The 22,127-nt window shown below is 66.3% G+C and carries 19 protein-coding genes; 10 read left to right on the forward strand and 9 right to left on the reverse strand.

From position 1 onward, the window contains the following. Positions 1-15 precede the first annotated feature (15 nt). Entirely contained in the window at positions 16-2,427 is a 2,412-nt protein-coding gene (locus ACI2KI_RS14440) for a glycosyltransferase (RefSeq protein WP_404621163.1), read from the forward strand. A gap of 60 nt (positions 2,428-2,487) precedes the next feature. Then, the gene (locus ACI2KI_RS14445; RefSeq protein WP_404621165.1) at positions 2,488-3,210 is read left to right on the forward strand and encodes a hypothetical protein; all 723 of its coding nucleotides are present in this window, start codon (positions 2,488-2,490) and stop codon (positions 3,208-3,210) included. Here the strand turns inward: ACI2KI_RS14445 and ACI2KI_RS14450 are convergent, their stop codons facing one another. Genes ACI2KI_RS14450 through ACI2KI_RS14470 form a run of 5 tightly spaced genes read right to left on the reverse strand, consistent with a single transcriptional unit; the run spans position 3,211 to position 9,202 of the window. After that, positions 3,211-4,080 (reverse strand): hypothetical protein, encoded by an 870-nt coding sequence (locus ACI2KI_RS14450; protein WP_404621167.1) that lies wholly within the window; start codon positions 4,078-4,080, stop codon positions 3,211-3,213. A gap of 37 nt (positions 4,081-4,117) precedes the next feature. Then, positions 4,118-5,218, reverse strand: coding sequence for a methyltransferase domain-containing protein (locus tag ACI2KI_RS14455; protein ID WP_404621169.1), 1,101 nt, complete (start codon positions 5,216-5,218; stop codon positions 4,118-4,120). Between the two features lie 42 nt (positions 5,219-5,260). Then, positions 5,261-5,980 (reverse strand): class I SAM-dependent methyltransferase, encoded by a 720-nt coding sequence (locus ACI2KI_RS14460; protein ID WP_404621171.1) that lies wholly within the window; start codon positions 5,978-5,980, stop codon positions 5,261-5,263. Between the two features lie 15 nt (positions 5,981-5,995). Further along, the gene (gene galE / locus ACI2KI_RS14465; protein ID WP_390182417.1) at positions 5,996-6,979 is read right to left on the reverse strand and encodes a UDP-glucose 4-epimerase GalE; all 984 of its coding nucleotides are present in this window, start codon (positions 6,977-6,979) and stop codon (positions 5,996-5,998) included. A gap of 9 nt (positions 6,980-6,988) precedes the next feature. Then, positions 6,989-9,202, reverse strand: a complete 2,214-nt coding sequence (locus ACI2KI_RS14470) for an AGE family epimerase/isomerase (RefSeq protein WP_404621173.1) — start codon at positions 9,200-9,202, stop codon at positions 6,989-6,991. Between the two features lie 159 nt (positions 9,203-9,361). Between ACI2KI_RS14470 and ACI2KI_RS14475 the strand changes: the two genes are divergently transcribed. Together ACI2KI_RS14475 and ACI2KI_RS14480 are read left to right on the forward strand one after the other, a co-directional pair. Continuing rightward, complete coding sequence (locus ACI2KI_RS14475) at positions 9,362-12,025, forward strand: DUF4214 domain-containing protein (RefSeq protein WP_404621175.1); 2,664 nt, start codon at positions 9,362-9,364, stop codon at positions 12,023-12,025. Positions 12,026-12,088: 63 nt separating this feature from the next. Next, positions 12,089-12,916: a hypothetical protein gene (locus ACI2KI_RS14480; RefSeq protein WP_404621177.1), complete on the forward strand. Its 828-nt coding sequence runs from the start codon at positions 12,089-12,091 to the stop codon at positions 12,914-12,916. A gap of 13 nt (positions 12,917-12,929) precedes the next feature. Here ACI2KI_RS14480 and ACI2KI_RS14485 read toward each other — a convergent pair whose 3' ends face one another. Then, positions 12,930-13,127: a hypothetical protein gene (locus ACI2KI_RS14485; RefSeq protein ID WP_404621179.1), complete on the reverse strand. Its 198-nt coding sequence runs from the start codon at positions 13,125-13,127 to the stop codon at positions 12,930-12,932. Positions 13,128-13,202: 75 nt separating this feature from the next. Between ACI2KI_RS14485 and argB the strand changes: the two genes are divergently transcribed. Genes argB through dapD form a run of 3 tightly spaced genes read left to right on the forward strand, consistent with a single transcriptional unit; the run spans position 13,203 to position 15,693 of the window. Further along, the gene (gene argB / locus ACI2KI_RS14490) at positions 13,203-14,132 is read left to right on the forward strand and encodes an acetylglutamate kinase (RefSeq protein ID WP_404621181.1); all 930 of its coding nucleotides are present in this window, start codon (positions 13,203-13,205) and stop codon (positions 14,130-14,132) included. After that, positions 14,129-14,827 carry a pyrimidine 5'-nucleotidase gene (locus ACI2KI_RS14495; protein WP_404621183.1) on the forward strand — a complete coding sequence of 233 codons (699 nt, stop codon included), beginning with the start codon at positions 14,129-14,131 and terminating at the stop codon, positions 14,825-14,827. The genes argB and ACI2KI_RS14495 overlap by 4 nt, the downstream gene beginning before the upstream one ends. After that, on the forward strand, positions 14,824-15,693 hold the full coding sequence (gene dapD, locus ACI2KI_RS14500) for a 2,3,4,5-tetrahydropyridine-2,6-dicarboxylate N-succinyltransferase (protein ID WP_313102389.1): 870 nt from the start codon (positions 14,824-14,826) through the stop codon (positions 15,691-15,693). The genes ACI2KI_RS14495 and dapD overlap by 4 nt, the downstream gene beginning before the upstream one ends. A gap of 79 nt (positions 15,694-15,772) precedes the next feature. Here dapD and ACI2KI_RS14505 read toward each other — a convergent pair whose 3' ends face one another. Next, positions 15,773-16,945: an acetyl-CoA C-acetyltransferase gene (locus tag ACI2KI_RS14505; protein ID WP_404621185.1), complete on the reverse strand. Its 1,173-nt coding sequence runs from the start codon at positions 16,943-16,945 to the stop codon at positions 15,773-15,775. A gap of 149 nt (positions 16,946-17,094) precedes the next feature. On the opposite strand from ACI2KI_RS14505, the gene ACI2KI_RS14510 reads away from it, so the two are divergent. The 3 genes from ACI2KI_RS14510 to ACI2KI_RS14520 all read left to right on the forward strand — a co-directional run bounded on the left by ACI2KI_RS14510 (position 17,095) and on the right by ACI2KI_RS14520 (position 18,854). Continuing rightward, positions 17,095-17,805, forward strand: a complete 711-nt coding sequence (locus ACI2KI_RS14510) for a hemolysin III family protein (protein ID WP_390182408.1) — start codon at positions 17,095-17,097, stop codon at positions 17,803-17,805. Between the two features lie 72 nt (positions 17,806-17,877). Beyond that, positions 17,878-18,495, forward strand: coding sequence for a polyhydroxyalkanoate synthesis repressor PhaR (gene phaR / locus ACI2KI_RS14515; RefSeq protein ID WP_404621187.1), 618 nt, complete (start codon positions 17,878-17,880; stop codon positions 18,493-18,495). After that, entirely contained in the window at positions 18,492-18,854 is a 363-nt protein-coding gene (locus ACI2KI_RS14520) for a hypothetical protein (RefSeq protein ID WP_404621189.1), read from the forward strand. Before phaR ends, ACI2KI_RS14520 begins: the two co-directional genes overlap by 4 nt. Before the next feature lie 134 nt (positions 18,855-18,988). On the opposite strand, the gene ACI2KI_RS14525 is transcribed toward ACI2KI_RS14520, so the two are convergent. After that, positions 18,989-20,323 (reverse strand): HlyD family type I secretion periplasmic adaptor subunit, encoded by a 1,335-nt coding sequence (locus ACI2KI_RS14525; protein ID WP_404621191.1) that lies wholly within the window; start codon positions 20,321-20,323, stop codon positions 18,989-18,991. Then, the gene (locus ACI2KI_RS14530) at positions 20,320-22,053 is read right to left on the reverse strand and encodes a type I secretion system permease/ATPase (protein WP_404621193.1); all 1,734 of its coding nucleotides are present in this window, start codon (positions 22,051-22,053) and stop codon (positions 20,320-20,322) included. The genes ACI2KI_RS14525 and ACI2KI_RS14530 overlap by 4 nt, the downstream gene beginning before the upstream one ends. Positions 22,054-22,127 lie beyond the last annotated feature (74 nt).

The raw sequence follows: 22,127 nt of genomic DNA on the forward strand, positions 1-22,127 counted from the left end.
CCAATCGGACCTTCCATGAGCCTGTCGCCCAAGGCCCTCTTTCGCAAGCCCAAGGCTCAACCGCTGATCAGGGCGGGGGACCAGGCTCGCGACACGCGCAATTGGCTCGGCGCCGCGGAGGCCTACAGCCGCGCGCTGAAGATCAAGCCCGAACGCGCTGACGTCTGGGTTCAGCTGGGCCACGCCAAGAAAGAATCCGGCGATCTTCCGGGCGCGGAAGCCGCCTATCTGACGTCAATGCGCCTGGCCCCCAAGGTCGCCGACACACACATGCAGATGGGGCATCTGCGCCGCCTGCAGCAACGCCTGGAAGAAGCCGCCGCCTACTTCCTCGACGCCGCTGAGCTGGACCCGACCCTCTCCTATCCCGTCGACGCCCTGATGCAGTTGTCGGCGCAAGGCGTGAAGATGGATCTGGCGCGCGCCCAGGCCGTGGCCGGCCGCGCCGGCCTGACCGCCTTGGCCGAGCCCCAGCCCGTGACCATGGAATTGGTGGCGCAACAGCTCGACGCCGCGCTCGCTCGACTTGCTCCGGCCATCCGCGAGGAAAACGCCGCCCTGATCCAGGCCCTGATGGGCGGGGTCGCCGCCGCCGAGAAGCTGGCGCCGCAAATGTCCCCTGAAGCAGTCCAGAACGCCGGGCTCCACCTCGTCTTCGACATCTCGGACCTGGCCGGCTACTTCAATGTGGCCCGCCTGCCCACCGGGATCCAGCGCGTGCAGATCGAGGTGATCTCCGGCCTGCTGAACAGCCCGCGCGCTGGTCTGGATGTCGCCGTCTGCACCTTCTCCAAGGAACGCGACCTGTGGGTCGAGGTGCCGCGCGACCTCTTCCTGCGCCTGTGCGCCCTGTCGCTGGAAAGCGGCGACGTTCAGGACGCCACGTGGAGGACCGCGGTCAAGGGCCTGAAGGCGCTCACCGACCTCTCGCCGGAGTTCGCCTTCCGACGCGGCGCCTGCCTGGTCAATCTGGGGACCTCCTGGTGGCTGCAGAACTACTTCCTGCACATCCGCAAGGCCAAGGCCCTCTACGGCATCCACTATGTGCCGTTCGTCCACGACATGATCCCGATCATGACGCCCGAGCACTGCGTCAAGGAACTGACCCAGGACTTCATCAGCTGGGCTCTCGGCGTCTTCGCCCACGCCGACCACTTCCTGACCAACTCCGAAGCCTCCAAGCGCGATCTGCTGGCCGTCGCCGATCAGCTGGGTCACGCCGTCGACCCGGCGAACGTTCACGTGGTCCGCCTCGACGCCGACTTCCGCAAGCCGTCCATCAGCGTGCCCGTGACGCAGACCCTGGCCCGTTACGGCCTGTCCGAGGGCGGCTACGTCCTGTTCGTCTCGACCATCGAGTCGCGCAAGAACCACCTGAACGCCTTCAAGGCCTGGCTGGAGCTGATCCAGAAGCATGGCGCCGCCAAGGTTCCGCGCCTGGTCTGCGTCGGCAATCGCGGCTGGCTGAACGACGCCGTCTTCTCCAAGCTGGAGACGAACCGCGAGCTCGGCGCCAAGGTGATGATCGTTTCAGGCGTATCGGATCCTGACCTGGCCAACCTGTATCGGGCCAGCGCCTTCACCCTCTATCCCAGCACCTATGAGGGCTGGGGCCTGCCGGTCACGGAGTCCTTCTGCTACGGCAAGGCGGCCCTGCTGTCCGACGCCTCGTCCCTGCCGGAAGCGGGCGGCGATTTCGCCGACTATTTCCGCGTCGGCGACCAGGCCGAGTTCGTCGCCCGGCTGGAACGCCTGATGCTGGACCTGCCCTATCGGCAATCGCGCGAGCGGAACATCGTCGAGCATTTCAAGCCGCGTCCCTGGCGCGACCTGGGCGTCGAGATCGGCGACCGGATGCTGACCTGGTTCCCCGCGGGTCAGGCCGACGCCCTGCCCGCCGCCCATGCCCCGACGCCGGGACGCTACTATTCGATGCGACGCGTCGACGCCCTGGCCATCCACCGCGCCATGGAATCCGCCGAGCGGTTCCGCAGTGGTCAGGGCTGGTGGTTCCCCGACGACTGGGGCAACTGGACCAAGCCCCAGGGCGGACAACTGACCCTCCGGCTGACCGGCGACCAGCCGATGCGGCTCTACCTCGGTCTGCGCGGCCTGACAGAAGACGAGCAGCCCTACACCGTCGCCTTCGGGGGCATGGTCGCGCAATCCGGAACGCTGGAACCGCAGGAAACCCGCTGGGTCGCGCTCCGCGTCCAGCCCGACGCATTCACTTCCGGCGAGTTGACCATCAGTCTGAAGGGCGACAAGTTCGACGACTTCGCCATCGGCACCAAGGGCGTCGATGTCCGAAAGAGCGGCCTGGGCCTCGTCGGATTCATGATCTGCGAGGAGAGCGACCTCCTGTCGCGGACGGACTTCATGGAAGCCATGACGCTGGACCAGCTCGACAACCTATATGACACCTAAGACCGCCACCGGCCGCTGGCCTCTTCACTCCTGTTGTCTGCCTAACCTACCGGAAATCCCATGTCCGACACGATCTTGAGCCTGACCGATCTCGCCAACGCCTCAGGCTCGGACAAGGGTACGACGCACCCCTACCCCCACCATTACACCCGCATCTACGACATGCTGTTGCAGCCGCACCGACATAGTCTGGAGCGGATGCTGGAGATCGGCCTGATGGCTGGTGGACCGGAAGTAGGCGGCGACGCCGATCGTGTGGTGCGCACCGCTCCTTCAGTGGAGATGTGGCTGCGTTTCTTTCCCAAGGCGCAGATTTGCGGCTTCGACATCAGCGATTTCTCCTGGGTCGATGACGCGCGCTTCAACTTTGTGCGCGGCGACAGCGGCATTCAGGCCGATCTGGAGCGAGCGGCGGCACAAGGTCCGTTCGACCTGATCATCGATGATGGCTCGCACGCCTCCTTCCACCAGCAACTGGCGTTCAAGGTCTTGTTCCCGCACCTGCGCCCGGGCGGACTCTACATCATCGAGGACCTGCAATGGCAGTCGCCCTTCTACGAAGACGACCTGCCGGCCACCCACAAGACCTGCGACGTCATCGACAACTGGTTCAAGACCGGCTCCTTCCCGGAGTTCCCGGCATCAGAGCTGATCGGTCTGCGTGAACTGGACAAGGACATCGCCTTCGCCACTGTATTCAATCAGCCATTCTCGCACGGTAACGTCATTCCCAAGATGGCGGTGATTCACAAGCATCTGAAAGCCGATCAGCCAGATCAGTGATCAGCCTTTGTAGCGAGCTCTGAACTCGTCGCTATTGATCATGTAGTCGGCGATCGTCGCCACGCCGTCCCTAAGCCCGCAACGCGCAACAGTCCCGACATAGGCATTCTGGGCCCCGCCATCGATCGGTCGTCCCAGGATGCCTTCGTACAGACCCGTGACGGCTTCCAGCGCGCTGGAACCGGAGGGCGTCAAAACTTCCTGCTCCCCGCCGGAAAGCACCCGTGACACTTCGGCGCGGATATGAGCCACACGCGACCGCATGTCGCGCGAATTGGACCGCAGGTGTTGCCGAATGAAGCTCGCCCACGCCGAATTGATCAGGTCTGGCGATTCCACCCACATGGCCGCCTTGTAGTCGTCCGACGCCGCCAGAATTTCATGCAGGATCGACTGATCATCCGGCCCACCTGCAGGGAAGTTGGCGACATCAGCAATGCGGGGCCAGGCATCGAGGCAGCGATCATGCCATTCGCGCGCGAACTGCACCCCGATGTCATGCGACAAATTGACGAAAAAGACGCCAGCATTGACGTCCCACCAATTATCTGACGCCAGAGAGGTCGTGAAGATCGCAGCGCGATCCGCATGCTGTTCAAGGTAATGAGCTACATCGAAGGACTGGTCTTCGATCCAAGCGTCCGCGTCCATGTAGCAGACCCAACCGGTCACGCCCCGGCGCAGCATCTCGTCCAAAATGAAGACGCGATTGAAGGTGGCGTGCCAAGGGTGCTTGCCATGCTTCAGGCCCAGAAACATCTCGTACGATAGATTACGGCTCTGCGCGTAAGCTCGGACCGCCTGTGACGTGATTCCGACCATCTCGGCGTAGTAGAAAGCGTCAGCTGTCTGGACAAAGGTGACGGACAAAGAAAACCTCGGATCAAATTAGGCCGTTCACGTCGCCTTACGCGCGCTCGAACGAATAAATTGTGCAGTAATGATAGCCGTCTAGAGGATATTTTCTGAAAGTGAAGCCTTCCTTCTCGAAGATCGACACCAGAAAATCTTCACGGAAGCCCAACTCCATCCAGCCGCGCTGCCGCATGATCGAGACATTTTCTCCATCGAGGCGGATGCCCCACGGATAGGGCAGCCAAGGCACAGCCCCCTGGGCGATCGGCTCTCCCGCCATCATGACCTTGCCGCTCGGCTTCAACATCCTGTGCAGCCGCGGAATGACGTCGAGGAAGTCGAAACAGTGGTGGAAGCTCTCATAGAAATAGATCAGGTCATAGGCGCCGTCCTCGCCCGCCGGATTGTCTCCGAAGGCGCCGACATGGGACGTCAGGGGCGCCTTGTAACGCTCGCCTAGCTGGGCGACGGCCGCGCTGAAGGCCGGATTGATGTCGACCGTATCCACCCGGACGCCCGTACGCGCGAAGGCCAGGGCTATCTGGCCGAAGCCCGCGCCATACTCCAGGGCCCGGTCCCCGGCTTTCAGGCCGCTCTGACGCAGCAAATGCCCCAGCGCCATCAGGTGATCACCGGCGACGAAGGTGTTCCCGGTCGAATAGAAGGCCGGCCTGTGAATCGCATCTGCGTGAACGATCTCAGGCGTGTCTTCGTCGGCGGCTGGATTATAGGCTGGCCGCTGGGTGATGGCCGACCATAACGCCAACTGTTGAGCCCGGTAGTCGTCGCTGCGGGGGTCAATCCAGAGATCGAAGCCGTCGGGCAGGGCGAAGGCGCCGACCTGGGCGATGTTGCGAAACACATCGACGTTCAGGGCGGCCGTCACAGACGCGACCTGATCCAGCGCAAAGCGCCGCGGCTGCCCCTCGCCCAGGATCGCTAGAGCGGTCAGCTTTTCATCGTCGGGACGGTTGTGGAATTCTTGGCTGGCGATCATGTGGCCATTAAGAACGTCGACCACCATCCCGGCGCCGACTTCTCCCAGCCAATGCTGCAGGCCACCCTCATCCGGCTCTCGCCCGAGGATCTGACGATAGGCGCGCTCGACGTCTTCCTTCGTCCCTTGAGGCGACGCCGTTTCAAACCTGACCATCTAGCTGCCCCACAAAATTGCGACGCTCAACGCCATGTATTTCTAGCGTCCTTTGCGGCCAAACATGATCACACCATGGCAACCGCCGTGGTTGGTGTGCTGGATGATGAGATTGTGAAAGCCGTGACGCGAGGTCATCTCGATAATGCGCGACATATCATAGTCGTACATCTCCATCCCCCCGACATCGCCCTGGTCGTGGTCGAATGAAACGAAGCGATCGCCGTCCCACTGGCCGCGGTGCAAGGTCGGCCACAGGTGGGTCAGGAAGCTCTCGTCCTTGAACAGGGTAACGTGCAGGCTGAGTGCTCCGCCGGAGTTCACGCGGGCCAGCAGATCGTCCAGCAGGCGGTAGCCGCGCTGCGGCGGAATGTGCTGGAAGACGATGATCGAGTTGAGCCAGTCGAAGGTCTCGTCGCCGAGCGCGGATACATAGTTCACATTGGCCGGCGCGTGGCGACGCGCCTCGACCAGCATGCCGGGGGAGATGTCGAGGCCCGTCGCCTGTCGGCACATCTCGCCCATCGCCCGCGTCAGCCGCCCCACGCCGCATCCAAAGTCCAGGGCCGAGGCGTCGGAGAAGTCGCCGAAATGAGCCTGGATCAGTTGCCGATAGCCGTGCATCTCATTGCGCCCGGTCTGCCAGAACTCTTCCAGAGCCGCCGGCGTGATGTTGGCGCGCAGGAAGCGCGGATCGCTGAGCACCCCGTAGAAGGGCTCGCCCTCGCCGAGCATAGCCCAGTCAGCATCCGTATCTTTCACGCCCGCCCCCTCGGATCACATCGTTACTGCGCGACCATGCCAGCCCCAGGCGTCGCGCGCCATGTCGGCGATGTCGCGCTTCGGACGCCAGGCCAGCTTCTCGCGGGCGGCGCGGTTGTCCGCCACCAATCGAGGGGCGTCGCCCGGACGTCTCGGCTGCGAAACCGAAGGCACGAGCCGGCCGCTCGCCCTGGACACCGCCTCCAGAAGCTCTCGAACGGTCACGCCACCGCCGGTTCCCAGGTTGAACGCCTCTCCCCCGGCGCCGCCCTCCAGAAGACGACGCAGCGCCAGCACATGAGCATCGGCCAGATCCAGAACATGGACGTAGTCGCGCTCGGCCGTGCCGTCGCGGGTGTCGTAGTCCTCGCCGAAAATAGAAAAGGCCTCGCGCCGCCCCTGCGCCGTCTCGACGGCGATCGGCAGGGCGTGTGTTTCCGGATCGTGCCGCTCGCCGATACGTCCCTGTGGATCAGCCCCGGCAGCGTTGAAATAGCGCAGGATGATCGGACGGATTCCGCCGTAGGCCGCCAGATCCTTCAACGCCTGCTCGACCATCAGCTTGGTACGACCGTAGGGACTGATCGGAGCTTGAGGGTGATCCTCGTCCAGGGGCAGGTACTGCGGCTCCCCATAGGTGGCGCAGGTCGAGGAGAAGACGAAGGGCTGGATGTTCCGCGCCTGCATGGCGCGCAGAACCGTCAGGGCCCCGCCGACATTGGTCTCGTAGAAGTCGCCGACCTGCTGAAACGACAGACCGACCTCGATCAGGGCCGCGAAGTGGATGACCCCGACCGGCGACCAGCGATCCAGCGCGCGCTCGACATCGGCGTGGCTGCGGACGTCGCCTCGCTCAAGCGGCCCCCACTGGACGAAGGCTTCATGTCCGTTCGACAGATTGTCGAAGGCCACCGGCGTAAAGCCTGCTTCGGCCAGACGCAGACAGGTATGGCTGCCGATATAGCCGGCGCCGCCTGTCACCAGAACATGGTCAGACACAGATAGCCCCTATTGCAGCGAAAGCTGATTCAAACCCGACAATTCCTTGCTGCGACCCGTGGCCTCCAGTTGAGTGAAGGCCGACATGATGTGGTAGAAGGTGCTGGCTGGCGCGGCCTCATTGATGAAGCCGCCCTTGGCCAGACGCTTGTCGCGCCAGACCCCTTCCGGCGTCAGGTAGGACCACAGCGCTCTCATGGCGGCGGCGGCGTCATCCAGAAGACGACGACGTTGGCCGTCATGCGCGTCTTCCGCCAGCAGCAAGGACGCCTTCAGCCATTCGGTCTGGGGCCAGAGCCGCGCCCTCCCGCCCAGCGGGCGCCCTTGATCGTCAATGGCGTCCAGGGCCACGGGCATCCGGCCCGCGATGCCGCGCGCGCCCCAGTCGTAAAGCTGGAAGGCCAGGTCCCGACCATTGGAATTCCCGCGAAGACGGGCATGGCGCGCCAGCAGCCAGGCCCATTCGAACTGATGGCCCGGCTCGACCAGCCGGCCGCGCTCGCCCGTCGCCGGCGTCCAGTCCGCCGTGAAAAATTCGCGCAGGAAACCGCCCTCACGGTCAATGAAGACATTGCGCGCAAGGTCCACGAGTTCATCCGCCAGCTTCGCCCAGCCCTGATCGCCGCCGCCTTCCTCCCAGGCCAGACAGGCCTCCAGCAGGTGCATGTGCGCATTGGCCTGGAAGGGCGCCTCCCCCTCCTCGACGAAGGCGCCGTTCGCCATGCGATGGGCGGCCAGGCGTTCCCGCACGCCGACAGCCAGAGCCTCCATGGCCCCCGGCGTCGCCTCGACGCTGCGCGCCGCTTCGAGCGCAAACATGATGAACGCGTGGTCATAGACCCGCGCCGTCTCGTCTAATGCGGCGCCGTCCGGCGCCAGCAGGGTGCGATAGAGACCGTCCGGTCGAAGATAGGCCGATTGCAGGGCCTCGACGCCCGTAGAGACCGCACGGCTCCAGCCGCCCTGCCAGCCAAGGCGTCCCGCTTCAGCATAGGTCCAGATCTGGCGCGCCTGAACGCGCGTCCGGCGCGCGGCCACGAGCGGCCGAGAATCCAGCGTCAGGGCCTCGGCGAAGCGTCCGTCGGACTGCTGCCCGATAGCGCTCCACATCGGCAGGGCTCGAACCCGAAGCCACTCCGCGAAGCGCGCAGCGCCATCTCCCAGGGTCTCCGGTGCGGGTCGGTGGAAGTCCAGATGCTGCGGGAAGGCCGCACCGACGCGGGCCACGACCCGCTTGACGTCCTGCGCCCGTGACAGATCGCAGACCAGAACAGCGTCTGCCTCTACCACGATCGCGACATTTCTCACGCCAAGGGCGGCGACGATCGTGCCCTCCGGCGCCCGAACCAGACAACCATCAGAATCCTCGAGGATGTGCTGACCGAAATCACCTTCGCCGGTGTCGGCGATCGAATCCCAGGCTCCAAGGTCTGACCAGTCGAAGTCCACCTCGAGCACGGACGCCAGTTCGGTGCGCTCCATCACCGCATAGTCGATCGAGATCTTCGGGGACTGGTTGAAGGCGTCACCCAGCACCAGGACCGGACTGGGCGGCGCGTCTGTGAGCGCTTGCCGCGCTGCGACCTCCACGCCTGGCGCAAATTGTCGCAACTCGCGCACCAGGGCGTCGGCGCGAACGATAAAATTACCGCTGTTCCAGAGGTAGCCGTCTTGAATGTAGGCAGCGGCGATCTCGGCATCCGGCTTTTCCCGGAAAGCCTCGACCTCCGACAGGCCGCGCCCAGTCGGCTTGATATAGCCATAGGCCGAGGACGGGGCGGTCGGCATGACGCCAAGGGTGACGATCCGCCCCCCCCCGGCCCCCGTCGCCGCCTCTCGTACTGCCCGGCGGAAAGCCAGATTGTCCGGCACATGATGGTCGGAAGCCAGGAAGACGTTGACGCCGTCGGCATCGTGTTCCTGGGTCCAGATCGCCGCCGCCGCCATGGCCGCCGCGGAATCACGGGCCTGCGGCTCCAGCAGAACCTGGGCGTCCACGCCGACCTCTTCCAGTTGATCCAGAATCCAGTCGCGGTGGCCCACGCCCCCGACCACGATCAGCCGGCCGCCCTCGACGGCCAGAGGCGCGACCCGCAGCACCGTTTCCTGAAACAGCGAGCGATTGCCCGCCAGCGGGATGAACTGCTTGGGCCGCGACGGCCTCGAAGCGGGCCACAGACGCGTGCCGGCGCCGCCGCACATGATCACAGGATAGAGAACCATTCCCCCTCCTAGACTGCACCGCCATGGATGCGAAGAGCCGAGAAGCCGAGTTGCACGATCCCGACGATCGGCGCGAGATTACATTAGTCTTTGCTGCATCGCTTGCCTGTCTCTCTCCACTGTCTAGTGTGACCGCTCTCAGTCCTTCGGCAGGCGTCCATGTCCTCATTCCAGACCGATCAAGATAGCTCGCCCGCTCCCGTCGCCAGCGGCCTTGACGATCCTCTGTACTTCCTGAACGCCGACGCTCGCGGCCTGGGACCGGCTCCGGGCGGCAAACCCTCTCTGACGATCAGCGACGCGGCTCTGCAGCTGACGCGAACAGGGGCGTCCTGGCTCGGCGGCCAACCCCTTGGCTCGGGTGTGACGGTCAGTTTCGCCTTCCGCAGCAATGCGCCGACCACCATGCCGACCGACACCACGGGCTTCAGCCAGTTTTCGGCGACGCAGATCGCCGCCACCCTGCTGGCGCTGCAAACCTGGTCCGATGTGGCCAACATCCGCTTCGTTCGTGTCGATGACGGCAACGGCTATTCCGACAATGCGACCCTGCTTTTCAGCAACTATTCCGGCGGCCAGGACAGCGCGGCGGCCTTCGCATACATGCCCGGCTCCAGCGCCTTCGGATCGGCGTCTGGCGACGTCTGGATCAACAATACCCTGAGCTACAACATCTCACCGATCCAACTGGGGTACGGCCAGCAGGTTCTGGTTCATGAGATCGGCCATGCCATCGGCCTCAGCCATCCCGCAGCTTACAACGCGTCGGACAACGAGACGATCACCTACGCGAAGCACGCCACCTACTATGAAGATTCTCGTCAGTACTCGGTGATGAGCTACTTCAGCGAGAGCAACACCGGCGCCTCGTTCTTCCGTTCCTATTCTTCTGCGCCCCTGCTGGACGACATCGCCGCGATCCAGCGCCTGTACGGCGCCAACATGACGACGCGGACCGGCGACACGGTCTACGGCTTCAACTCGAACACCGGCCTGCCCTGGTTCACCACCAACAACTCCAGCATCGGCGCCATATTCAGCGTGTGGGACGCGGGCGGCATCGATACCCTCGACTTCTCGATCTATAGCCAGAGGCAGGTGATCGACCTGCGCCAGGGACACTTTTCCAACGTCGGCGGCATGATCGGCAACGTCTCCATCGCGATGGGCGCGGTGATCGAGAACGCGATCGGCGGCGGCGGCGCGGACGTCATCGTCGGCAACTCGGCGAACAACCGGCTCACCGGGGGCGCCAGCAACGACGATCTGGACGGCGGCGGCGGCATTGATACGGCCGTTTTCAGCGGCAATCGCTCAGCCTACACGATCGACACCTCAGGTCCCAAGGTGGTGGTCACCGGCCCCGACGGCACAGACACCCTGGTGAACATTGAATTCCTTCAGTTCGCCGATCAGACCATCGCCCTGTCGACCAACACCGGCGTCAGCCTGACGGGTACGGCCGGTCCGGACACCCTGACGGGCACCGAACAGAACGACTCGCTCGAAGGCGGCGGCGGCAACGATGTCCTCGTAGGCCTCGGTGGTAATGACTATCTGGTCGGCGGCGACGGCGACGACATCCTCATCGGCGGCAAGGGCAGCGACAATCTGGCAGGAGGAGCGGGGATCGACACCGCCGTCTTCGGCGGCCTGTCGCGAGGCTACGCCTCGATCAGTTCGACGGCCGTCAGCGGCGGACGCGACGGCGGCACGGACTCGCTGTCGTCAATCGAGAAAATCAAATTCCTGGATGGCGTGAGGTCTTATGTGACCACTGACGCCTACGCCGTCGTCTATCGTCTCTATGACGCGGCCTTCGACCGTGAGCCGGACCCGGTCGGTCTCGCCACCTACGCCCAGCAGCTGTCTTCGGGCGCGACTGTCACGGACATTCTGAGAATCCTGTCCGGTTCGGCCGAATTCCAGACGCGTTTCGGCGGTACGGACAATGAAACCTATGTCCGACTGATGTATCGCTACTCGCTTGACCGTGAGCCGGACGCCGCCGGCCTTGCGCAGCACGTGGCCTCGCTCAACAACGGCCTGTCGCGCCTGGATCTGCTGGCCGTCTTCAGCGAGTCGGCCGAGCACAGGCAGTTGGTGACATCCAAGATCGAGAGCCGGGGCATCTGGGTCCAGGACGAAGCCACCATCGCCGTCGCCCGTCTGTACGACAGCGTTCTGGACCGCGTGCCCGACATCGGCGGGCTGGACCACTATCGCGGCGCCGTGGACCAGGGTTATGGCCTGCAGCAATTCGCCGACAACATGGTGCAGTCGCCCGAATTCCGCGCCCGTTACGGCGATCTGTCGAACACCGACTTCGTCAAACAGATCTACCGCTTCGTTCTGGACCGCGAGGCCGACGCCAAGGGTCTGGGCGAATACGTGACCGCCCTCAACAACGGTCTAACGCGCGCCGAACTGGTGATCATCTTCTCGGAATCGCCGGAGCACCGGGCCTCCTATCAGTCGACCTGGGAAAATCAGGTCCGCAACCTGGAGGCCGGCCTTTACCGGGCGCCCGAACCGGAAGCCTTCCAGGACGGCGCCGCTGAACCGCAGACCTTGCCGCGGGCCGACGACGGTTTTGGCGACCTGACGGACGGCTGGCATCAGGCCGACGCCTTTGTCCTTCCGGCGGAGCTGGAAGGGCTTCTTGCCCTGCCGCCCCTGTTCGCCGACGAAAGCCTGGACGCCCGGCCCCAGACCCTGCCGCCCTTGGAGCCGATCCAGGTCAACCTGGCGCTCGATGGGCTGCATCCGCACGACGGCCTGATCCATTCGCCCGGCCACGACGACTGGTTCCTTGCCGCCTGACGCCGACAGCGACTAACAAGCGCGGGGCCGGCGCATCGCCGGGGCGCAGACAGGGTCAATCGAATGAGCGGCAAGATGGCCCTGGTGGTTCTGGGGATGCATCGCAGCGGCACCTCGTCAGTGGCGGGCGCGCTCGCACTGCTGGGTGCCACCGCGCCTCAGACCCTGATGCAGCCCGCCGAGGACAACCCCAAGGGCTTCTGGGAGAGCGAGGTCCTGGCTGGGCTCAACGACCGCCTGCTGGCGGCGGGCGGTTCGACCTGGCACGACTGGCGGCGCTTTGATCTGGCGACCGTCGGCGACGCCCTGCACGCTTTCCGCGTCGAGGCGGCGGACAGGCTTGCGGCCGAGTTCGGCGACGCCAGCCTGATCGTTCTCAAGGACCCCCGCATCTGCCGCCTGTTCACCTTCTGGCGCGGCGTGCTGGAGGACAGCGGCTACCGCGTCGTCGTGATCAGTCCGGTGAGGCCCCCGGCTGAGGTGGCCGCCTCGCTGATGACCCGCAACGCCATGTCGCGCAGCCATGCCCTGCGGCTGTGGCTTCGCCATGTGTCCGACGCCGAGCGCGTCAGCCGCAACCTGCCCCGCCGCTTCCTGGCCTGGTCCCACTTCATCGCCGACTGGCGCGGGCAGGTCCAACGGATGAGCCGTGATCTCGGCGTAGCCTTTGATCGCAGCACCGAGGCCGAGGCCCGCGTGGACGACTTCCTGTCCGCCGAGCTGAAACGTCAAAACGCCGATGAACGGGTTCCTGACCAGATCCGCCGCGCCCACCAGCTTCTGCTGCTGACCGCCCGCGACGGCGACCACCCCGACCTGCAGCGCGCGCTGGACGGCATCCGTCAGGCCTTTAATCAAGCTTGCGACCTGTTCCCGGATGCGCCCTGCTAAGGCTTCCTGCGCGTCAGGCGCTGCCCGAGCGACCGACCGCCTTGCCGGTCCCTTCGCACACGGGGCAGGTCTCGCCTGAAATCAGTGCGCCTGTGCCCTGACATTCAGGACACAGGGTCGCGTCGGGGTGCTGCAGCGACGCCGGATCGACGGGATCGCCCGGCCCCATGTCGCGGTCGTCGATGTCCGTGGGGTCTATGGAGGGGCTCATGAGGGGGCAAACGCCCCGCGCCCACCCCGGTTTCGTCGTGACTCGCGCGGCCTTCGACGCTATCGAGCGGCCATCATGAAAGAGACCGAACGGCAATCCGAGGAACGCAGCTGGGAAACGGCGAAGACGCTCGCCGAGGCCCTGCCCTATATCCAGGTTTATGACCGCGAGACCGTGGTCATCAAATACGGCGGCCACGCCATGGGCGAGAGCGCCGTGGCCAAGCAGTTCGCCGCCGACGTGGTGCTGCTGAAGCTGATGGGCGTGAACCCCGTGGTGGTCCACGGCGGCGGGCCGCAGATCAGCGCCATGCTGGACAAGGCCGGGGTGAAATCCGCCTTCGTCGACGGCCTGCGCGTGACCGACAAGGACACCATGCAGGTGGCCGAGATGGTCCTGTCCGGCGCCGTCAACAAGGAGATCGCCCACTGGATCACCGTCGCCGGCAAGGAAGCCGACGTGCGCGGCGTCGGCCTGTCGGGCAAGGACGCCGGCCTGCTGACGGTGGAGAAGACCAAGCGCACCAAGCGCGACCCCGACAGCATGATCGAGCACGAGGTCGATCTGGGCTTCGTCGGCGAACCGACCAAGGTCGATCCCAAGCTGATCAAGGGCCTGATCGCCTCCGAGACCGAGGACTGGGTTCCGGTCATCGCCCCCATCGGGGTGGCCGAGGACGGCATGACCTACAACGTCAACGCCGACACGGTGGCGGGCGCCGTCGCCGGGTCGCTGGGCGCCAAGCGGATGCTGCTGCTGACCGACGTGGCGGGCGTGAAGGGCGCGGACGGCGAGATCATCCGCCAGATGAACCTGGAAGAGGCGCAAGGCCTGATCAACACCGGCGTCGCCAACGGCGGCATGATCCCCAAGCTGGAGACGGCCATGGCCGCCGTCCGCGCGGGCGTCGAGGCCGTGGTCATTCTGGACGGTCGCCGTCCCCACGCCATGCTGGTCGAGCTGTTCACCGAGTTCGGCGCGGGCACGCTGGTGAAAGCGAAGTGAGCACTTCGCCGCTGGCGGCGAGCACCGAGATCGGCGCCGACCTGCGCCATGTCCGGTCCTGGGTGTTCGACCTCGACAACACCCTCTATCCGCCTGAAACCCAGTTCCTGAAACAGGTCGAGCAGCGCATCAACCACTATGTGGTGCGCACCTCGGGCCTGGAATCGGCCGAGGCCCTGGCGGTGCAGCGCGGCTATCTGCACGACTACGGCACCTCGCTTGCCGGGCTGATGATGCACTACGAGATCGACCCGCACGACTTCCTCGCCGAGGTCCACGACGTGCCGCTGGACGTGCTGACGCCCGATCCCGGCCTGCACGCGGCGCTGGAACGTCTGAGCGGCCCGCGCCTGATCTTCACCAACGGCTCGATCGGCCACGCCCGGCGGGTGATGGAGCGGCTGGAGCTGACGCGCTTCTTCGACGGGGTTTTCGCCCTGGAGGACGCCGACCTGATCCCCAAGCCGGACCCGCGCACCTTCGACAAGATGCTGGCCCGCTTCGGCGTCGATCCGACCACCGCCTGCTTCTTCGAGGACACGCCCAAGAACCTGGAGCCGGCGCACGCCATCGGCATGACCACGGTTCTGGTCGGGCCCAAGGCCTTCACCGCCGAGGGCGCGCACATCCAACACCGGGCCGCCAACGTCGGCCCCTTCCTGACCACCGCCATGCTGGACGGAGATCCGCAATGACCGACCTGACCCATCTGGAATCCGTGATCGAAGCCGCCTGGGAAGCCCGCGCCGAGGTTTCGGCCGCCACGCGCGGCGAAGTCCGCGACGCCGTCGACACCGCCCTGGCCCTGCTCGACTCCGGTCAGGCCCGCGTCGCCACGCGCGGTGAAGACGGCGTCTGGACCACGCACCAGTGGCTGAAGAAGGCGGTGCTGCTGTCCTTCCGCCTGAACGACAACGTCATCATGCGCGCGGGCCACGCTCCCACCCTGCCGCTGTCGGCCGACCACCCGGTCGCTGTCGGCCCCTTCTGGGACAAGGTGCCGAACAAGTTCGGCGACTGGAGCGCCGCCGACTATCAGGCCGCCGGTTTCCGCTCGGTGCCAGGCGCGATCGTCCGTCGCGGCGCGCATATCGCCAGGAACGTGGTGCTGATGCCGTCCTTCGTGAACATCGGCGCCTTCGTCGATGAAGGCTCGATGGTCGATGCCTGGGCCACGGTCGGCTCCTGCGCCCAGATCGGCAAGAACGTCCACCTGTCCGGCGGCGCGGGCATCGGCGGCGTGCTGGAGCCCCTGCAAGCCAACCCGACCATCATCGAGGACGGCTGCTTCATCGGCGCCCGCGCCGAGGTCGCCGAGGGCGTCATCGTCCGCGAAGGCGCGGTCCTGGCCATGGGCGTCTATCTGTCGGGCTCGACCAAGATCGTCGATCGCGCCACCGGCGAAATCTTCCGCGGCGAGGTCCCGGCCTATTCGGTCGTGGTGCCGGGCGCCCTGCCCGATCCGAACGGCGGCCCGTCGCTGTACTGCGCCGTCATCGTCAAGCGCGTCGATGCCCAGACCCGCGCCAAGACCGGTGTCAACGAACTGCTGCGCGACTGATCCGGAGCGCCGCTTCCAAAAGACAAAGGCCGGTGGATCGCTCCACCGGCCTTTTTCGTATCAGCCTGCCGTCTGAAGGTTAGCGCTCGACGCACAGGGCCACGCCCATGCCGCCGCCGATGCAGAGGGTGGCCAGACCCTTCTTCGCGCCCGAGCGCTTCATCTCGTGCAGCAGTGTGGTCAGGACGCGGGCGCCCGAGGCGCCGACCGGGTGGCCGATGGCGATGGCGCCGCCGTTGACGTTGACCTTGGCCGTATCCAGACCCAGTTCCTTGACCACGCACAGCGACTGGGCGGCGAAGGCTTCGTTGGACTCGATCAGATCCAGGTCGGCGACGGTCCAGCCCGCCTTCTCCAGCGCCTTCTTCGAGGCCGGGATCGGACCGGTGCCCATGATGGCCGGGTCGACGCCCGCCGTGGCCCAGGAGGCGATGCGGGCCAGAGGCTCGAGGCCGCGCGCCTTGGCTTCCTCGGCCGACATCAGCACCAGGGCGGCGGCGCCGTCGTTAATGCCCGAGGCGTTGGCGGCGGTCACCGAGCCGTCCTTGACGAAGGCGGGCTTCAGCTTCTCCATCGCCTCGATAGTGGCGCCGTGGCGGATGTATTCGTCCTGATCCACGACCACGTCGCCCTTGCGGGTCGAGACGGTGACGGGCGCGATCTCGTCGACGAACTTGCCGGCCTTCTGGGCGGCCTCGGCCTTGTTCTGCGAGGCGACGGCGAAGGCGTCCTGAGACGCGCGGTCGATCGACCACTTGTTCGCGATGTTCTCGGCCGTCTGCCCCATGTGATAGCCGTGGAAGGCGTCGATCAGGCCGTCCTGCAGCATGCTGTCCTTGAAGCCCAGTTCGCCCATCTTCTGCCCGTTACGCAGCTGGGCGGTGTGGGGCGACTGGCTCATGCTTTCCTGACCGCCGGCGACGACGATCTTCGCGTCGCCCTGAACGATCTGCTGATAGGCCAGAGCCACGGCGCGCAGGCCCGAGCCGCACAGCTGGTTCAGGCTCCAGGCCGGGGTCTCATTGGGCAGGCCGGCGCCGATCGCGGCCTGACGCGCCGGGCCCTGACCCGCGCCCGCCTGCAGCACCTGCCCCAGGATGACCTCGTCGACGTCGGCGGGCGCGACCCCCGCGCGTTCCAGGGCCGCCTTGATGGCCACCTCGCCCAGCTTGGAAGCGGGCAGGGTCGACAGGGCGCCGAGGAAGGAGCCGACCGGGGTGCGGGCGGCGGAAACGATCACTACGTCAGTCATGATATTCACTCCGGGGAGAAATTCTGATCGAGGTTGTGCCGCATTGCACACTCCGCGTCACCTCTCGCAAGTGCGAAGTTCAGCTCTTCGTCATCATCCGGGCGCAATCTGCCGGGAACGATCCCCTCAACGAACGCTTTTCAGGAGTGATGCTGGTGCGGCTGAAATCCTTGGCGAGACGGGTGTGGACGCCCGACGACCTCGACATGATCGAGCACTATCAGTCGCGCGCCGAGCGCTTGGCCGACCTGTGGGTCCATATCGTGGGCCTGGCCCTGGCGGCCGTCGGCGGCGTCATCCTGGCGGTGCTCGCGGGGCTCTACAGCGGGATCAGTGCGGTGGTGGCCACCGCCATCTACGCCGTATGCCTGCTGGCCATGCTGACGGCCTCGACCATCTACAACCAGACCCACCCCTGCGCCGCCCGCCCCGTGCTGCGACGCCTGGACGAGGCGGCCATCTTCCTGATGATCGCCGGCAGCTACACCCCCTTCACCACCCAGAGGTTCGAGGGGGCCTGGTCGATCGGCTTCACCCTGGCCGTCTGGCTGATGGCCCTGACCGGGGTCGGGGTGAAGATGTTCGCCCCGCGCATTTCCGACGTCTTCTGGAGCGGGGTCTATGTCCTGTTCGGCTGGGTGGCGATCTTTGCGCTGAAGCCGATGATCGAGACGGTGCATCCGCTGGCGCTGGGGCTCTTGGTCGCAGGCGGGCTGATCTACACCTCGGGCGTCTTCGTCTTCATCAGTCAGAAGGTGAAGTTCCGCCGCGCCATCTGGCACGGCTTCGTCGTCGCCGGGGCCGGCGTGCACTGGGCGGCCATCCTGATCGGCGTGGTCCTGGCCCCCGGTGCGGCCTGACGGAAAAGCGCCCTCTGGCCTTCGCGCGCGCAACGCGTGATAGTGCGGCGTTGCAACAACGCGAGAACAAGCGTGAACGACAAGAAATCCGAGGGCGGAAAAACCCGTGACGGCGTCGTCGTCATCAAGAAGTATGCGAACCGGCGGCTCTACAACACCGCCACCAGCGCCTATGTGACGCTGGAAGACCTGGCGCAGATGGTGCGCGAGGGGGTCGAATTCGTCGTCTATGACGCCAAAACCAATGACGAGCTGACACGTCAGATCCTGACCCAGATCATCTTCGAGGAAGAAAGCCGCGGCGAGGCCCTGTTGCCCGTCCAGTTCCTGCGTCAGCTGATCGGCTTCTACGGCAACTCCATGCAGTCGGTCCTGCCCTCCTATCTGGAAATGTCGCTGGACAGCTTCACCCGCCAGCAGGAGCAGCTGCGCAGCCAGTTCAGCCGCGCCTTCGCCGGGACGCCCGGCGGCGGTCTGATGGAAGAGGCCGTGCGCCAGAACATGGCCATGTTCGAGCGCGCCATGAAGATGTTCCCCGGCATGGCCGCCTATGGCCGTCCCCAGGCCGAGCCGGAGAAAGCTCCTGAGCCTGCGTCCGCGGCCAAGGCCGATCCGGCCCTCGATGAGATGCGTCGCCAGATGGACGAGATGCGGGCCCAGATCGAGCGCCTGGCCGGCGCCGGCAAATGACGGACGGCGTGCGTCCGGTCGGTCCGATCGAAGGCCACACAGTGCACGAGCGCCGCGAAGGCGACCGGCGCGGCCGTGATCGACGCGCCGCCGCCGAGGCCGCAACGACGTCGCGCGCCGTCGTCCCGGCCGGCGAGCGGGTCGATCATGCCGCCTCCCCGGCAAAGCCTGCCGTGTCGCCAAGCGCCCCTCCGGCCCTGTTCGCCGCCCAGGTGATCGGGCAGACAGGCCAGAAGCGCGGCCTGAAGGGCGGCCCGCCGGTGCTGGACGCGGCCCGCTCCACCTATCTGGGTGCGGAATACTCGGGCAAGCGCGACCGCCGCCCCCGCGTGGGTCGGGCCAGACAGACCGAAATCTAGGCCCGCCCGGCCGATGGCACGGCGTTTGCGACGACTCCGGCGTCTTCGACCGGAGTTTGCCCCATGGCCGTCCTCAACCTCGCCGCCCGCCTGTTCGACGTGACTATGGTCGCCCTGGTCTTCGTCGCCTTCAGCTAGCGCTCGCTGCCCGAACGGAACAGGCTGCGCGTCAGGGGTTCGAACAGATATTGCAGCGCCGTGCGCTTGCGCGTGACGACCACGACCTCGACCGGCATCCCCGGACGGATGTTGGTCGCTGATGGGCCCAGACGAACCATTTCCTCGGCCGGCACGACAATCTCCACCCGATAGAAGGGATGTGCGCCCGAAGGGGTTTCCGAGGTCAGGCGGTCGGCCGAAATGCGCATCACGCGGCCGTGGATGATGGGCGGGTTGCGGTCGCGCAAGCCCGGGAATTTCACCTCGGTAGTCAGCCCAGGACGCAGACTGTCGATGTCGCCCGGGCTGACCGAGGCGACGATCACCTGAGAGGCGTCGTCCGGCACGATCTCCATCAGGATCTGCCCCGGCTGGACCACGCCGCCGACCGTGAAGACGCTGAGGCCCACCACCTGGCCGGTGGCCGGGGCGCGAACCTGGTTGCGGGCGATCTGGGCGCGCGCCTCCGCCAGACGGGGACGCAGTTCGTTCAACTGCACCTCGACCTGCTTCAACTGCTCGGCCACGTCCTCATTCAGCTTTGTCGTCACCCCGGACATCTCCAACCGCGTCTCGCCTATGGCCTCGCGGGCGCGGGCGACTTGGGCGCGCAAGGACCCCTCCTCGCCTTCCAGAGAGGCCGCGGTGCGCTCTAGCGCCCGAACGCGCGTCAGGGGCGCATAGCCCTGCGCGGCCAAGGAGCGCACGCCGTCCAGTTCCTCGACGATCAGACGACGCTGCTCCAAATTCGAAGCGATCTGCCGCTCCAGACCGGCGATCTGCTGCTCCAACTGCTGCGAGCGCTGCGACAGAACGCCGGTTTCGGTGCCGCGCCCCACGCGACGGGCGGCGAACTGCAGTCGCTGCAGGCGCATGGCCTCGTCGGCCAGGGCCTGATCCTCGGGCGGCAAGCCCGTCAGCTCCGGCGGGGTCTGGATCGCGCCCAGCCGATCCCGTTCGGCGATCATACGCGCCCGCTGCGCCAGCAGGGCATAGACTTGCCCCGCCAGTCCCCGCTCGGCGGCGATCAGTTCGCCGGACGCCAATTCGACCAGCACCTGGCCGCGCGCCACGTGGTCGCCTTCGGCCACCTTCAGGGCCGAGACGATCCCGCCTTCGCGATGCTGAACCGCCTGACGGTTGCCCGACACTGAAACCTCGCCCTGGGCGTAGGCGCCGGCATCCAGCCGTGCGAAGGCGGCCCAGCCTAGGAAGACGACGAAGAAGGCGACGAAGATCGCCGCCCCCAATCGGATGTCACGACCCGGCGCGTCGCCGGCGGCGATCGGAGGCGAAGGCGGGGCGCTCATGCTGGGGAGCTCCGACTCGGAGCGGCGTGACGCAGGCGTTCCAGCACGGTCTCGCGAGGTCCCTCCAGTTGAACGGCGCCGTCCGTGAGCATCAGCAGCCGGTCGACCTGAGCCAGAACCCCGGCCCGGTGGGCCACCACCACGACGGCCGCGCCGCGCGCCGCCGAGCTTTTGACGGCGGACAGGAGGGCGGTCTCGCCTTCCTGATCCAGGTTCGAATTGGGTTCGTCCAGCACCAGCAGCACCGGATCACGGAACATGGCCCGCGCCAGGGCGACCCGCTGGGCCTGGCCCGCCGACAGGCCAGCGCCGAAAGGTCCCAGCAGGGTGTCGTAGCCCAGCGGCAACCGCAGGATCATGTCGTGCGCGCCCGCCGCCTGGGCCGCCGCGACCGCCTCGCGATCCACCAGAACCGGATCATGCTCCAGCGTCGAGGCGAAGCGGGCGATATTGTCCTTGATCGTCCCGGCGAACAGGCTGGGGGTCTGCGGCAGATAGCCGATATGGCGCGCCAGATCGTCGCCGGGCCGCGCCTCATAGGCCGCGCCGTCCAGGCGAATGACGCCGGCGGTCGGCTTCATGCCCCCCGCCAGGATGCGCGCAAGCGTCGTCTTGCCCGAACCGCTGGCCCCGATAACGCCCAGCACCTCGCCCGGCGCGAGGGCCAGAGACACCTGCCGAAGCTGCGGCGCCTCCGTGCCGGCGTAGCGCAGGGACACGCCCTCCAGCGTCACCCGACCGCGCGGTTCGGGCAGAGCCGTCCGCTGAATGTCCTGTGAGGCCGTAGAGGCGAACAGATCGATCAGCGCACGCCAGCTCGCACGGGCCTGAACCAGGCCGGGCCAGGCGCCGACCAGCAGCTCGATCGGCGCCACGGCGCGGCTGAGCAGGACCGAGGAGGCGATGATGGCGCCCGGCGACAACTGGCCACGCACGGCCAGCAGGGCGGCGACGCCCAGGGCCAGCGACTGCAGCGTCAAACGCACGAACTTGATGGCGCCGCTGTAGCGGCCGCCGGTCAGCTGGGCGTCAGCCTGGCGCGAGACGGCCTCGTGGCGTTGGTCGATCTGGCGGGCGATGCTGGCTTCGCGCATGCCCAGAGCCCGCACGACCTCGGCCTGACCGGCGATGGCTTCCTGAGCGGCGTAGGCGACGTTGGCGGCCTGAATGGCCCCGCTCAGACGGGCGCGGCTGTCGCGCTCGTTGGCGACGGCCAACGCCACGAGGACAGCCCCCCCGACCAGGGTCAGAACGCCTATGGCCGGGTGCAGCAAGAAGCAGCACAGCAGGTAGATCGGGGTCCACGGGGCGTCGAACAGGGCCAGAGCCCCCTGCCCCGCCACGGCCGAGCGAACATTGTCGAACTCGCGCAGGACCTGGGAGCCCGGCGCCGGGCCCTCGCGGTCCGTGACCCGCGCCAGAACCCGGGCGGAAAGCAGCCGATCGAGGCGCAGTCCGGCGCGCAGCAGCAGCCGCCCCCTGATCCAGTCCAACCCCGACAGCGCCGCCAGGGCCAGGACGGCGATCACCGTCAGGAAGGCGAGGGTCGTCAAGCCGCCCGTCGGCACGACGCGGTCATAGACCTGCATCATGTAGAGGGTCGGCGTCAGATAAAGCAGATTGACGAGGGCGCTGAACCCCGCCGCCCACAGAAAATGGGTCCGGCAGGCCCGGAAGGCGTCGGCCAGGGGCCGGGTCCCCGGCCCGTCAGGAAGAAGGCTTCTGAACACGCAGCTTTCCAAGGGCCCATGGGCGGAAACCGGCAACCTATCGCGTCGTTCCCCATCGGGATAGACTCTGGTGA

It is taken from the genome of Brevundimonas sp. NPDC046655, assembly GCF_044901625.1.
Taxonomy (GTDB): Bacteria; Pseudomonadota; Alphaproteobacteria; order Caulobacterales; family Caulobacteraceae; genus Brevundimonas.